The sequence below is a fragment of the Flavobacterium celericrescens genome, assembly GCF_011392075.1.
Classification (GTDB): Bacteria; Bacteroidota; Bacteroidia; order Flavobacteriales; family Flavobacteriaceae; genus Flavobacterium; species Flavobacterium celericrescens.
The window spans coordinates 279,232-292,529 of record NZ_JAAJBV010000004.1 but is presented as its reverse complement, the minus strand read 5'-3'; the positions used below and the strand labels follow the sequence as shown (position 1 = coordinate 292,529).

General features: G+C 32.5%; 16 protein-coding genes and 4 tRNA genes. 1 reads left to right on the top strand and 19 read right to left on the bottom strand.

Annotated features, from left to right (window positions below; translation table 11 throughout):
• Positions 1-167 precede the first annotated feature (167 nt).
• From rplL to G4L40_RS07615, 18 genes are all read right to left on the bottom strand, one after another.
• Positions 168-539, bottom strand: a complete 372-nt coding sequence (gene rplL / locus G4L40_RS07700; RefSeq protein WP_166236614.1) for a 50S ribosomal protein L7/L12 — start codon at positions 537-539, stop codon at positions 168-170.
• Between the two features lie 55 nt (positions 540-594).
• Positions 595-1,092, bottom strand: coding sequence for a 50S ribosomal protein L10 (gene rplJ / locus G4L40_RS07695; RefSeq protein WP_166236613.1), 498 nt, complete (start codon positions 1,090-1,092; stop codon positions 595-597).
• A 22-nt stretch (positions 1,093-1,114) separates the two neighbouring features.
• Positions 1,115-1,804 (bottom strand): 50S ribosomal protein L1, encoded by a 690-nt coding sequence (gene rplA / locus G4L40_RS07690; protein ID WP_166236612.1) that lies wholly within the window; start codon positions 1,802-1,804, stop codon positions 1,115-1,117.
• Positions 1,805-1,824: 20 nt separating this feature from the next.
• Complete coding sequence (rplK, locus tag G4L40_RS07685; RefSeq protein WP_008256586.1) at positions 1,825-2,262, bottom strand: 50S ribosomal protein L11; 438 nt, start codon at positions 2,260-2,262, stop codon at positions 1,825-1,827.
• 66 nt (positions 2,263-2,328) lie between these two features.
• Positions 2,329-2,880, bottom strand: coding sequence for a transcription termination/antitermination protein NusG (gene nusG / locus G4L40_RS07680; RefSeq protein WP_166236611.1), 552 nt, complete (start codon positions 2,878-2,880; stop codon positions 2,329-2,331).
• Positions 2,881-2,890: 10 nt separating this feature from the next.
• On the bottom strand, positions 2,891-3,085 hold the full coding sequence (secE, locus tag G4L40_RS07675) for a preprotein translocase subunit SecE (protein WP_166236610.1): 195 nt from the start codon (positions 3,083-3,085) through the stop codon (positions 2,891-2,893).
• 15 nt (positions 3,086-3,100) lie between these two features.
• Positions 3,101-3,172 (bottom strand) — tRNA-Trp (locus G4L40_RS07670).
• A 53-nt stretch (positions 3,173-3,225) separates the two neighbouring features.
• Positions 3,226-4,413 (bottom strand): elongation factor Tu, encoded by a 1,188-nt coding sequence (gene tuf, locus G4L40_RS07665; protein ID WP_166236609.1) that lies wholly within the window; start codon positions 4,411-4,413, stop codon positions 3,226-3,228.
• A gap of 57 nt (positions 4,414-4,470) precedes the next feature.
• Positions 4,471-4,542 (bottom strand) — tRNA-Thr (locus G4L40_RS07660).
• A 72-nt stretch (positions 4,543-4,614) separates the two neighbouring features.
• Positions 4,615-4,696: transfer RNA gene (locus G4L40_RS07655), tRNA-Tyr, on the bottom strand.
• A gap of 32 nt (positions 4,697-4,728) precedes the next feature.
• A tRNA-Thr gene (locus G4L40_RS07650) sits at positions 4,729-4,802 on the bottom strand.
• Positions 4,803-4,897: 95 nt separating this feature from the next.
• Complete coding sequence (gene hpf, locus G4L40_RS07645) at positions 4,898-5,197, bottom strand: ribosome hibernation-promoting factor, HPF/YfiA family (RefSeq protein ID WP_166236608.1); 300 nt, start codon at positions 5,195-5,197, stop codon at positions 4,898-4,900.
• Positions 5,198-5,232: 35 nt separating this feature from the next.
• The gene (locus tag G4L40_RS07640; protein ID WP_166236607.1) at positions 5,233-6,126 is read right to left on the bottom strand and encodes a tyrosine-type recombinase/integrase; all 894 of its coding nucleotides are present in this window, start codon (positions 6,124-6,126) and stop codon (positions 5,233-5,235) included.
• 66 nt (positions 6,127-6,192) lie between these two features.
• The gene (rpsU, locus tag G4L40_RS07635; protein ID WP_166236606.1) at positions 6,193-6,387 is read right to left on the bottom strand and encodes a 30S ribosomal protein S21; all 195 of its coding nucleotides are present in this window, start codon (positions 6,385-6,387) and stop codon (positions 6,193-6,195) included.
• Positions 6,388-6,462: 75 nt separating this feature from the next.
• Positions 6,463-7,632, bottom strand: coding sequence for an acyl-CoA dehydrogenase family protein (locus tag G4L40_RS07630; protein ID WP_166236605.1), 1,170 nt, complete (start codon positions 7,630-7,632; stop codon positions 6,463-6,465).
• Between the two features lie 35 nt (positions 7,633-7,667).
• Positions 7,668-8,543, bottom strand: coding sequence for a ComEA family DNA-binding protein (locus tag G4L40_RS07625; RefSeq protein WP_166236604.1), 876 nt, complete (start codon positions 8,541-8,543; stop codon positions 7,668-7,670).
• Between the two features lie 10 nt (positions 8,544-8,553).
• A complete protein-coding gene (locus G4L40_RS07620) occupies positions 8,554-8,775 on the bottom strand; it encodes a PspC domain-containing protein (RefSeq protein WP_166236603.1) in 222 nt (73 codons plus the stop codon).
• Positions 8,776-8,802: 27 nt separating this feature from the next.
• Positions 8,803-10,071, bottom strand: coding sequence for a DUF2851 family protein (locus tag G4L40_RS07615; protein ID WP_166236602.1), 1,269 nt, complete (start codon positions 10,069-10,071; stop codon positions 8,803-8,805).
• Positions 10,072-10,136: 65 nt separating this feature from the next.
• Here G4L40_RS07615 and G4L40_RS07610 point away from each other — a divergent pair, with 65 nt between their 5' ends.
• On the top strand, positions 10,137-11,825 hold the full coding sequence (locus tag G4L40_RS07610; RefSeq protein ID WP_166236601.1) for a GLPGLI family protein: 1,689 nt from the start codon (positions 10,137-10,139) through the stop codon (positions 11,823-11,825).
• A 31-nt stretch (positions 11,826-11,856) separates the two neighbouring features.
• On the opposite strand, the gene G4L40_RS07605 is transcribed toward G4L40_RS07610, so the two are convergent.
• On the bottom strand, positions 11,857-13,218 hold the full coding sequence (locus G4L40_RS07605) for a pyridoxal-phosphate dependent enzyme (protein WP_166236600.1): 1,362 nt from the start codon (positions 13,216-13,218) through the stop codon (positions 11,857-11,859).
• Positions 13,219-13,298: the final 80 nt, after the last annotated feature.

Sequence of the window (13,298 nt, the reverse complement as noted above, 5' to 3'; positions counted from 1 at the left end):
TAACCAATACATCTTTAAAAATAAACCAGGAAATTTAGTTTGTTTTCTTTCTTCGTTATTGATTACTTTAAAACGTATAAAAAATACAATAATTTAATATACGCAAAATGGTTTAGGTCTTTGAGAACACTCTCAAGACCTAAACCTAGCTTATTTATGAGTATAAATTATTTTAACTCAACTACAGCTCCAGCTTCTTCTAAAGCTTTCTTAAGACCTTCAGCCTCATCTTTAGAAACTCCTTCTTTTACATTAGCAGGAGCCGCATCAACTAAATCTTTAGCTTCTTTAAGACCTAAACCAGTTAATTCTTTAACCGCTTTAACAACTCCTAATTTAGAAGCTCCAGCATCTTTTAATACTACTGTAAATTCTGATTGCTCAGCTGCAGCACCAGCATCTCCACCACCAGCAGCAACTACAACAGCTGCAGCAGCAGGCTCGATACCATACTCATCTTTTAATATTGTTGCTAATTCGTTAACTTCTTTAACTGTTAAGTTAACTAATTGTTCTGCGAATTGTTTCAAATCTGCCATTTTTTCTATCTTTTAAAATGTTTTGTAAAAATATAATTTATTAAGTGCGTACTTATTATTCTGCTGAATCTTCCTTACCTGGTTGATTCTGAAGAGCTGCAAGAACTCTCTTAGCAGGAGATTGTAATAATCCAATAATTTCTGCGATAACTTCTTCTTTAGATTTAATAGCAACTAAGCTATCTAATAAGTTGTCACCAATGTAAATTTCTTGGTTAATATAAGCTCCTTTAAAAACTGGTTTCTCACCTTTCTTACGAAATTCTTTAATAATTTTTGCTGGTCCATTAGCTGTATCAGCAATAAACATAGAAGTATTTCCTTTAAGAACAGATGCTAAATCACCGAAGTCGTTATCAGAAGCTTCCATTGCTTTTTCCAACAATGTATTCTTCACAACTTCTAATTTAATACCTGCTTTAAAACAAGCTCTTCTCAAGTTTGAAGTAGTATCTGCATCTAGTCCTGAAATGTCTGCTAAATAAACAACATTCACATCCGCTAACTGTGCAGTTAAATCTTCAATAGCGATTGATTTTTCTTCTCTAGTCATACTAAAAATTTTTAACTACCAATTAAACTGCTTTAGGATCTAAAGCAATTGCAGGACTTTGTGTACTTGATAAGTGAATAGACTTAATATAAGTACCTTTAGCTGCAGTTGGTTTCAATTTGATTAATGTTTGAACAATTTCGTGTGCATTGTCATAGATTTTATCAGCATCGAAAGATACTCTACCTATTCCAGCATGTACGATTCCAGTTTTATCAACTTTAAAGTCAATTTTACCAGCTTTTACTTCTTGTACAGCTTTAGCAACATCCATAGTTACAGTTCCTGTTTTAGGGTTCGGCATTAAACCTCTTGGTCCTAAAACACGTCCTAATGGACCTAATTTACCCATAACAGCTGGCATAGTAATGATAACATCAACATCTGTCCAACCATCTTTAATTTTTTGAAGATAATCATCTAAACCTACGTGGTCTGCACCAGCAGCTTTAGCTTCAGCTTCTTTATCTGGAGTAACAAGAGCTAAAACTCTTACATCTTTACCAGTTCCGTGAGGTAATGTTACAACCCCTCTTACCATTTGATTCGCTTTTCTAGGGTCAACTCCTAATTTTACTGCGATATCAACAGACTCATCAAATTTTGCAGAAGCAACTTCTTTAATTAATGCAGAAGCATCTCTTAAAGTGTATAATCTATTCTTCTCAATTTTTGCTGCAGCCTCTTTTTGCTTTTTTGTCAATTTTGCCATTGTCTAATTCTTTTTAGCGATTAAAAAGGAGCATTTCCTGTTACTGTTATACCCATAGATCTAGCTGTACCAGCAATCATACTCATAGCTTTCTCTAACGTAAATGCGTTAAGATCAGCCATTTTGTCTTCAGCGATAGCTTTAATTTGGTCCCAAGTAACACTTGCTACTTTTTTACGGTTAGGTTCACCAGAACCAGACTTTAATTTTGCTGCTTCTAATAATTGAATTGCAGCAGGTGGCGTTTTAACAACAAAGTCAAAAGACTTGTCTTTATACACAGTAATTTGTACTGGTAAAACTTTGCCAGGTTTATCTTGTGTTCTAGCATTAAATTGCTTACAGAACTCCATGATGTTAACCCCAGCAGCCCCCAAAGCAGGTCCAACCGGTGGCGATGGATTCGCAGCACCTCCCTTAACTTGTAGTTTAACTACTTTACTAACTTCTTTTGCCATTTTTAAAAAAATTTAGCACATCTATCAATTGGAAGCGATTGATGTGATTTATATATGTAACGAAAATTATACTTTTTCAACTTGCATAAAACTCAATTCCAAAGGTGTTTTTCTACCAAAAATTTTCACCATTACTTCAAGTTTACGCTTTTCTTCATTTACTTTTTCAATAGTTCCATTGAAACCATTAAAAGGACCATCTATAACCTTAACTGTTTCACCAGTTGTATACGGAATAGATACATTATCAACTTTTACCGACAATTCATCAACCTTACCTAACATTCTGTTTACTTCAGATTGTCTCAATGGCACAGCATCTCCACCTTTAGTTTCACCAAGAAAACCAATCACACCAGGAATTGACTTAATAATATGAGGTATTTCACCAGTTAAGTTAGCTTCAATCATAATGTAGCCAGGAAAATAAACTTTATCCTTAGCTATTTTTTTACCATCTCTAACCGTAACAACTTTTTCAGTTGGAACAAGAACTTGAGATATATAATCAGCCATTCCTAATCTAGCGGTTTCAGTTTCAATATAAGCTTTAACTTTATTTTCCTGACCACTTACAGCTCTTACCACATACCATTTATTCACATTATTATCAGCCATAGCAGAGAGATTATTTTATAATATTAAAAAAACCAGCAATTGCTTTACCAAATAGTGTATCAACACCCCAAGTTAATAGAGCAAAAATGATTGAAAATACTGCTACAATAATTGTTAAACGTTGCACATCAGCCCATAATGGCCAAGTTACATTTGTTTTCAACTCTTGAAATGCTTCAGATATGTAATTAACTACTTTTGTCATTTTAATCTTTATTTGCACGGGCGGAGGGATTCGAACCCCCATCAATGGTTTTGGAGACCACTATACTAGCCCTTGTACTACGCCCGTTTGTTAAAAAACCAGCAGCGAACTGCTGGTTTAATTTATTATTTGACTTTTAATTAGTCTAAAATTTCAGTTACCTGACCAGCACCTACAGTTCTACCACCTTCACGGATAGCAAAACGTAAACCTACTGATAAAGCGATAGGACTTAATAATTGAACATCAATTGTTAAGTTATCACCAGGCATAACCATCTCTACACCAGCTGGTAAAGAAATAGTACCAGTTACGTCAGTTGTACGTACATAGAACTGAGGACGGTAGTTATTATGGAATGGAGTATGACGTCCACCTTCTTCTTTTTTCAAGATATACACCTCAGCTTTGAAATGAGCGTGTGGTTTAACAGATCCTGGTTTAACGATAACCATTCCTCTTTTAATATCTTCTTTAGCGATACCTCTTAATAATAAACCTACGTTATCACCAGCTTCACCTCTATCAAGGATTTTACGGAACATCTCAACTCCTGTAATAGTAGAAGTTAATTTATCAGCTCCCATACCAATGATTTCAACTGGATCACCTGTATTAGCAACACCTGTTTCGATACGACCTGTAGCTACAGTTCCACGACCAGTAATTGTAAATACATCTTCAACAGGCATTAAGAAAGGTTTTTCAACGTCACGAACTGGTAATTCAATCCAGTTATCAACAGCTTCCATTAATTCCATGATAGTAGCAACCCATTTTGGATCTCCATTTAATCCACCTAAAGCAGAACCTTGAACAACAGGACCATTATCACCATCATATTGATAGAAAGATAATAAATCTCTAATTTCCATTTCTACTAATTCCAATAATTCAGCATCATCAACCATATCCACTTTGTTCATGAATACAACCATTCTAGGCACACCTACTTGACGACCTAAAAGGATGTGCTCTCTAGTTTGCGGCATAGGACCATCAGTAGCAGCAACTACCAAGATAGCACCGTCCATTTGAGCAGCACCTGTAACCATGTTTTTAACGTAATCCGCGTGACCTGGACAGTCAACGTGAGCATAGTGACGGTTTTGAGTAGAATATTCTACGTGTGATGTATTAATTGTAATACCTCTTTCTTTTTCTTCTGGAGCATTATCAATTTGATCAAATGATTTTGCTTCTGATAAACCAGCATCTGCTAATACTTTAGTAATTGCAGCAGTTAATGTAGTTTTACCGTGGTCAACGTGTCCGATAGTACCAATATTCAAATGGGGCTTCGAACGATCAAAGGTTTCTTTTGCCATGATTTAATAATTTAATCTTAGTTATATATTAGTGTTCAAAAAATAAACTTTTTTAAGAGCCAATGACGGGAATTGAACCCGTGACCTCTTCCTTACCAAGGAAGCACTCTACCCCTGAGCTACACCGGCTTTTGTGAGTTCAGAAGTTAGACGTTAGAATTCAGAAAAAACCAAACTCCTAGTTCTAAATTCATAATCTTGTGGGGAGAGCAGGATTCGAACCTGCGAAGACGTAGTCAGCGGATTTACAGTCCGCCCTCGTTGGCCGCTTGAGTATCTCCCCAAACCTTTTATACTTAGTTACTTACAACTTTGAGCCGATGGAGGGACTCGAACCCACGACCTGCTGATTACAAATCAGCTGCTCTAGCCAGCTGAGCTACACCGGCAACTTAAATATAAAAAGTCCGCTATTTCTAACGGACTGCAAATGTATAGAATTTATTTTTGAATCAAAACATTTTTTATCTTTTTTTTTAGAATATCAATTCGCTCGCAATTTTTCTTTTCTTTTCACTATAACCCTCTCCAAAGAATCAACCGCCAAATCTACTCCTTCTTCAAAAGATTTTGCTGTTTTTTTCACTACAAAATCATCTCCAGGAACATTGATTTTTATCTCGACTGTTTTATTTTCTTTATCACTTGTATTTTCAACTTTTAAAAAAACATCAGATGAAACAATTTTATCATAATACTTTTCTAATTTATCTAACTTTTCTTGAACAAAATCAACAAGTTTTCTGTCAACATTAAAATTTACTGCTTGCAAGTTAACTTTCATATTTTTTTCGATTAAATAGGTTATACAATAAGTTATTATTTATTTCTAGGATGTGCTTCTTGATATACTTTTTTTAATTCAGCTAAACTGCTGTGCGTGTAAATTTGAGTGGAAGACAAACTAGCATGACCTAATAACTCTTTTACTGAATTTAAATCGGCTCCATTATTTAACAAATGTGTTGCAAATGAATGCCTAAGAACGTGTGGACTCTTTTTTGTTTTTTGTGACACAGTACTAAAGTACTCATTTATTAAACGATAAACAAACGATTCGCTGACTTTATTTCCAGTTTTAGATAAAATTAACATCTCATTATTGCTAATTACCTCTAAATGATTTCGTTGCTCTTTATACAATTCTATCAATCTTATGGTGCAATCAAGCAATGGAATGATTCTCTCTTTATTTCGTTTTCCAATAACTTTAATTGTTTTTTGCAATAAATCAACATTTGTTATGCTTAAGTTTATCATCTCTGCTCTTCGCATTCCTGTTGTGTAAAATAATTCTATAATTAACTGATTGCGAATTCCCTCAAAATCATTCGGGTACGAATTAAGTTCAAAAACATCTTGAAGCTCTTTTTCAGAAAATGGAATTTGAACTTTTTTAGCAGTCTTTAATGATTTATGCTTCAGCAATGGATTAACCGAAATTTGCTTACACTTTAAAAGAAATTTATAAAATGATTTTAAAGAAGATATTTTTCTATTGATAGAAGTATTAGATATATTATTTTCTACCAAAACTACAATCCAACTTCTAATTTGTGAATAAATCACTTCTTCCATTAATATTGTTTCATGACTGTCTTGTAAATATTGCTGAAAAGAAAGCACATCTGCAATATAAGCTTGCACCGTTAAAGGAGAATAATTCTTCTCTTTAATTAAATAATCTTGATATGCTTTAATATTTGAATCCATAAAAAAACCGCTAGAAACAAAGTTACACTTTATTATCTAGCGGTTTTATATTTTATTCAAAAAATACTAACTCTCTAATGAGTCTCTCAATCCTTGAATATATGCTGCTTTTTGGATTTTAGCTCTGTTTGTTACAGAAGGCTTAATGAAAGCTTGACGTGCACGCAACTGACGAACAGTTCCTGTTTTATCAAATTTTCTTTTATAGCGCTTTAATGCTCTATCGATATTTTCTCCGTCTTTAATTGGTATAATTAACATAATATTGACACCTCCTCTCGTTAAGGGTGCAAATGTAGAAAATAATTATGAATTAGAAATTAAAATTTAAAAAAATTATTTAACAGCTGGTTTATAATTTTGTTTGTCAAATATCATTTTTGACAGAATTTCTTTTAAAATCTCTGAAGTTCCTCCACCAATAGGACCTAAACGACTATCTCTTAGCAAACGAGCTAACGGATATTCTTCCATATAACCATAACCTCCTAGCATTTGCAAACAACTATAAATTGTTTCATCGGCAACTTTTGTAGATTTTAATTTTGCCATTGTAGCTTCTTTAACTACATACTCACCTTTATCCAATCTAGCAACAGCAGCGTAATTAAATATTTTACAATGCTCAACATCTGTTGCATGCTCAACCATAGTATGTCTTAGCGCTTGAAATTTATCTATTGTAGTTCCAAAAGCCTCACGTTGAGACATATATTCAATCGTATACTCAATAGCGTATTCAGCTCTTGCATGGGCATTAATAGCCATGATTAAACGCTCTAAAGCAAAATGTTGCATAATATACGGAAAGCCTTTTCCTTCTTCACCCATTAAATTCTCAAGTGGAATTTCTACATTATCAAATGCAATTTCTGCAGTATCTGAAGCTCTCCAGCCTAATTTATCTAATTTTGTTGCGGAAATTCCTTTTGTATTTGTGTCAACTAAAAATATGCTGATCCCTTTATTTCCTACATCTGGAGTAGTTTTTGCTGCCACTACATAATAATCTGCATATACACCATTTGTAATGAATGTTTTTGAACCATTGATCACATACTTATCACCTTGTTTTATAGCAGTTGTTCTCATTCCTGCAACATCACTACCTCCAAAAGGTTCAGTAATACACAACGCACCTATTTTATCTCCTGAAATACTTGGCGCTAAATAATTCTGCTTAATTTGTTCATCTCCTTCTGCGTTCAAATGCGTCATTGCTAAATAAGAATGTGCCCACATAGCCGCCGCAAAACCAGCTGATTTTATTTTTTGAAGTTCTTCTAAAAATACTACTGTATAAAATAAATCCAAGTTTAATCCACCATAAGCTTCAGGATAACGGATTCCAAAAAAACCCATTTCGCCAAATTTTTTCCAAATAAAACGCTCAATCGTACCTGTTTTTTCCCATTTTTCAATATGTGGCACCACTTCTTTTTGCAAAAAATCTCGTAAACTAGCTCTAAATAATTGGTGTTCTTCTGTGAAATATATTGAATTCATATAATTGGAATTTGATTTAAAATTTTAATATTTTTTTAGAATTCCAAATATAAGGCGATTATTTTTATTTTTTCATTAGGCATTCCTTTAATTTTTGTTAAATCCGCAATTTCTTTAATTCCGTTATTCATTGTTCTATAAACAACTATTTCTTTTGCAAGTGCATAATTAAAATAAGGAAACTTTGCCAATTCTTTCATTGACAAATCATTGATAGCTATTTTTTTAACTGAACTTACATTTTTAACAACAAAACGTTTTTCTAAATCAGCAATTGCCTCTGGACTAATACCCCATATGTATTGAAATTGTTCCATACTCACAAAACCTCCAAGCTTTTCCTTGTCGTTAAGTATTTTGTCTGCTAATTTTTCTCCAATACCATACACCGCTATCAATTCTTCTCTGGTTGCTGTATTGATATCTTTTTGAACGATAGCTACTTTTTCTTTAGGCAAAAATTTATGAAACTTTTCGGATGTGCTTGACGATTTATTTGTTACCCAATCTGGAAATTTAAAATAAGGAGAAATTTTAAGCAATAATTTATCTGAAACCTTAGTAACTTTTTGAAAATCCTCAGCCGAATTAACATATTTATTCTGTTTGCGAAATTGATGCAATCTATCAATCTCTGCGACAGACATTCCTAATTTATAACCTTTGTAATCGGTGATAAAATTTGGATTAAATGGATAAATTGTATCTTTTCGTGTTGAAAAGGATTGTTTTAAACTATCAATTTCATTTTGGACTAACAACCAAGCTTTGTCATCTTTAGGCTTATCACTTATATTACTATTGGAATACCAATAATAACTCAATTGAGTAACTCCGATGAGAATTAGCAATAAAACAATTCCACTTCTATGTTCTTTAGAAAACAAAAAATACGATTTCAGTCTATTCATAAAATGAAAATTACAAATCAAAAACAGAAGTTCGCTTTGTTTTTATCATGTCTTTCAATTTTAACACAAAAGCTAATGTTAAATAAAATCCAAAACCTAAACCAACCGTAATAAATGAAATATAAATAAAAAACAATCTCACATTTGTAGCTCTCATTCCTAATTTATCGGCTAATCGGGATGCCACAAAGAAACCGTGCTTTTCAAAAAAATGTAAAAGATTTTGGATCATAGACTATTATTTTATTCAAAAATACAATTAATTTTTAAGTAAAAAAGCCCCAATTGCACATTGCAAACATTTTTTAGCATCACAATACTCATTTTTTAATTGCAACAAAGATTGTGATTGAAAAGCATTTTTAGCAAAAATTCCAATTGAAGCAAATTTATCAATGACAATGTTTTTTTCGGGTTGTAAAGCAGTTGTCAATTCAATAATTTCTTGTGAATATTCTTTTTGTAAACTTTGCTCATAGGCAAATCGCACAGGAATAATGGTATTTATCATGATTAAGTCAATAAAAGAATTTGTAATCTTCTTTTTCTTAGTAACACTTTTTTTATCAAAATTATAATGTGTTTCCCAATATTTACTGACCTCAATTTGAAATAAAGTATAAATTTCCGTAATAGATGTAACGCTGACAATCTTTGAAAATAAATTATGTTCTTTATGATATAAAGCAGCCAATTGTGCCAAACGAATGGTTGGGAAATTATCAGGTCGATGTTTGAAAAAGGAAACACTTTCAAAAACACTTTTCTGAATTTTATGTTTTTGTGCTATATAAGTATAATCTTGTAGCAATTTTTTTGTATAATTATCTTGAAAATTGGACACCAACATATTTGCTTGACCAAAAAACAAGGCTTCTAAATTTTCAACAGCAAATGATTCTTTTCTAACAACTGAAAACGGAATTGACTTAGTCATCTTTAAAAACAATGGACCATTTGTATTCAACCCAAAATTTTTAGCTAATAAACAAAATAAAACTGCTTCCCAATCATTATTTGATTCTGCTAACAACGTCATAATTTCAGCAGATTTTCGTTCCAAACGTTCAAAATATAAACGCTCTTGCCAATTTTTAAAAATAAAACCATCCACATTTATAATTTCATTTTCGCAAGAAATCCAAGATTTTTGAGAGATTAAAGATTGATACTTATGCAAATCAGATAATGCCACGTAATTCCTCAATTCAAGTGTAGGAATTTCCAGATTATCTTTTCTAAAAATTGGTGTATCATATTCCCAAACAACATGTAAAATAACTGAATCATAATTTGAATCATTCTCATGATTATGAATATACCAATCTGATGACTTGATGTGTATTTCTACATTTCCAGCCCATTTTTGATTACCAATAATAATTTGTGCATTAAAAAAATCAGGCCCTGCAAGTTGCAAATATTGTCCTGAATTTAGAATCTGAATTGATTCTCCCGCAGTGGTTTGAAGTTGAGTAACAGCAAATTTCTTATGCTGCCACACGTGGTGCAAAAAATCTTCTTTCATTCTGTATGGCGTATAATTGAAAAACAAAGATAAAAAAATTATATTTGCTGAACAACTCAACTTATATGAAAAAAATAATAACTATTACTTTATTAAGTCTTTTTTCTTTGGTTAACGCTCAAACTAAAGCAATACCAACAAAAGGTCTAAAAATAACCTATACTAAAAGTTCAAACGGAAAGCTTATCGAAAATCAAGATGCCATTTTAGTTTTCACAAATCCGGCAGAAACTTTAGTTACTTCTGAAAAAATGAATTCTGGAAAAGCGGAATTCCCTTTCGAACAAACATTAATCCATCGTGCTGAAAATAAAATTGTTCAGGTTACCCAACTCAAAAAAGATAAATCGGTTACTACAATTGACAGTATTTCTTTAGCAAAACAAAATTTTGAATTTTTAGCAGAAACCAAAACTATTTTAGGCTACAAATGTCAAAAAGCTAAAACCATCATTAATTCAAATACTATTGAAATTTGGTATACTAACGAACCTGGAATAAAAGGTGCACCAACAGCTTTAGGTCAAAACCTTGGTTTAGTGCTAGAGATGGTTCGCAATGGAAATTTTGTGATTTCGGCTACTAAAATAGAGAAGATTAAATCAGCTAGTCCGAGTTTAGAATTACAAAAGAGCACGACTAAAAGTACAGTTATAGATGGTTTGACTTACAAAGATTTAGTTTGGAAAAGTCGTTTTACCACAATTAAAGTATTTGAAAATGAAATTATTAATTTTTCAGATAGTTCTAAATCTAACGACAGTATTTTACGATTTGCAAACGGAACTATCATTCTAAAGAAAATTACATTTCCAATAATTAAAACAGGAGATTTAGTCTTTTTAGATTTAGCAGAACAATCAAATGGCGATGCTTATGATAGAACGGGTTCAGTTTTTATGATACCTCAAGATAAAAAGCAATCGTTTTTAGGAGGTTTACAAAATGGTACAAAAACTTTACCTGTTTATGAAAACGGCAATGGAAAGCAATATCAAGGTGTTGTGGCTACACAAGATTTTTCTCCAATTATTGAATTGATGCGCTTTTTTACACCTTTTGGAATCAAACAATACAACTACATTCAATTGAAAGACAAAACGTGGCACGAAATTGTTCCATACCGAATGGATATTACTGATTTGAAATCGAATTTATCAGGAAAAACCGTTTATGTGGGAACTTTTATTGGTAATTACGATAAAGGCGGACACAAAATTTCGATGCATATTACGATTAATCCAAGCGAAAGTAATTTAGACAAAACTAATATTTCAATACCGCTATTCAATACTGTGAATGTGATGGAAATGGCTGGACAAGAATATGCGACAATGTTTAATCATGAAAAAGGTTTGGAAGTTACTTTCACGCTAGATAAAGAAATCAAAAATGCGAAACTTCGCTACATCACCACTGGTCATGGAGGTTGGGAAAATGGTGACGAATTTGTTCCAAAGAAAAACACTATTGTTTTTAACGGAAAAGAAATATTTTCATTTATTCCTTGGCGACAAGATTGTGGCGGTTACCGATTATTTAATCCAGCATCAGGAAATTTTAATGATGGATTATCTTCTTCAGATTTGAGTCGTTCGAATTGGTGTCCGGGAACCGCAACGAATCCAATTTATATTGAATTAGGAGATTTGAAAGCAGGAACCCATACCATACAAGTTAAAATTCCACAAGGTCCAAACGAAGGTGGAAGTTTTAGTGCTTGGAATGTTTCAGGCGTTTTACTAGGAGAATAAAAAAGGACGTTCAATTGAACGTCCTTTTTTATTATTTTATTGAACCGATAATATCATATTTCGTAATAATGTGATGCTTTCCATTTCCTAAATCGACTAAAACTGCTTGATTATCTTTAGTAATTAGTTTAGAAACATCTTCTACTGGTGTTCCAATTTTTACGATTGGAAATGGTTTTCCCATTACTTCGCGAATTGGTCTTTCAGCTATGTTTTTATCAGAAATAAAACTTTGAAACAAATCTGATTCATCAACAGAACCTACAAATCCGTTAACATCAACTACTGGAATTTGAGAGATTTTATATTTTCTCATTCTTTCAATTGCGTGAGAAACCAATTCTTCTGTACGAACAATTACTAATGGTTTATCGATATGTTCTTTGATTAAATCTTCTGCTTTAGTAATTTCTTCTTCTAAGAAACCTCTTTCGCGCATCCAATCATCATTAAACATCTTTCCAACATAACGGCTTCCAGAATCGTGAAATAAGACCACAACTACATCATTTGGACCAAAATGTTCTTTCAACTGCAATAAACCCTTTACAGCGGCTCCAGCGGAGTTTCCAACAAAAATCCCTTCTTCTAAAGCTATTTTTCTCGTGTAAACGGCTGCATCTTTATCGGTAACTTTTGTAAAACCGTCGATTAATGAAAAGTCAACGTTTTTGGGTAAAATATCTTCTCCAATTCCTTCTGTGATATAAGAATAGATTTCGTTCTCATCAAAAATTCCGGTTTCATGGTATTTTTTGAATACTGATCCATAGGTGTCAATTCCCCAGATTTTGATGTTTGGATTTTTCTCTTTTAAATATTTAGCAACCCCAGAAATCGTTCCTCCCGTTCCAACACCAACCACAAAATGCGTAATTTTTCCTTCCGTTTGTTCCCAAATCTCCGGGCCAGTTTGTTCGTAATGTGCGGTTGCATTACTTGGATTATCGTATTGATTTACATACCAAGAATTAGGAATTTCTTCGCCTAGTTTTTTTGATACTGAATAATAAGAACGTGGATCTGTTGGTTCCACATCTGTCGGACAAACAATTACTTTTGCACCAACAGCACGCAAAATATCAGATTTTTCTTTAGATTGTTTATCTGAAATTACAAAAATACATTTATATCCTTTTACAATAGCTGCCAAAGCTAATCCCATTCCTGTGTTTCCAGAAGTTCCTTCGATGATAGTTCCTCCTGGTTTTAATCTACCGTCAGCTTCCGCATCTTCAATCATTTTTACTGCCATTCTATCTTTAACAGAATTTCCTGGATTGAAGGTTTCAACTTTAGCTAATACTAATGCATCAACTTCAGCAGTTACTTTATTTAATTGCACTAAAGGAGTATTACCTATAGTTTCTAATATATTTTTAGCGTATTTCATTTTGAAATTTAGAATTTAGAAATTGAATTTTGAGAACAAGCTAGTTTCATATTTTTTGCAAAGATAGTATGAATATAACG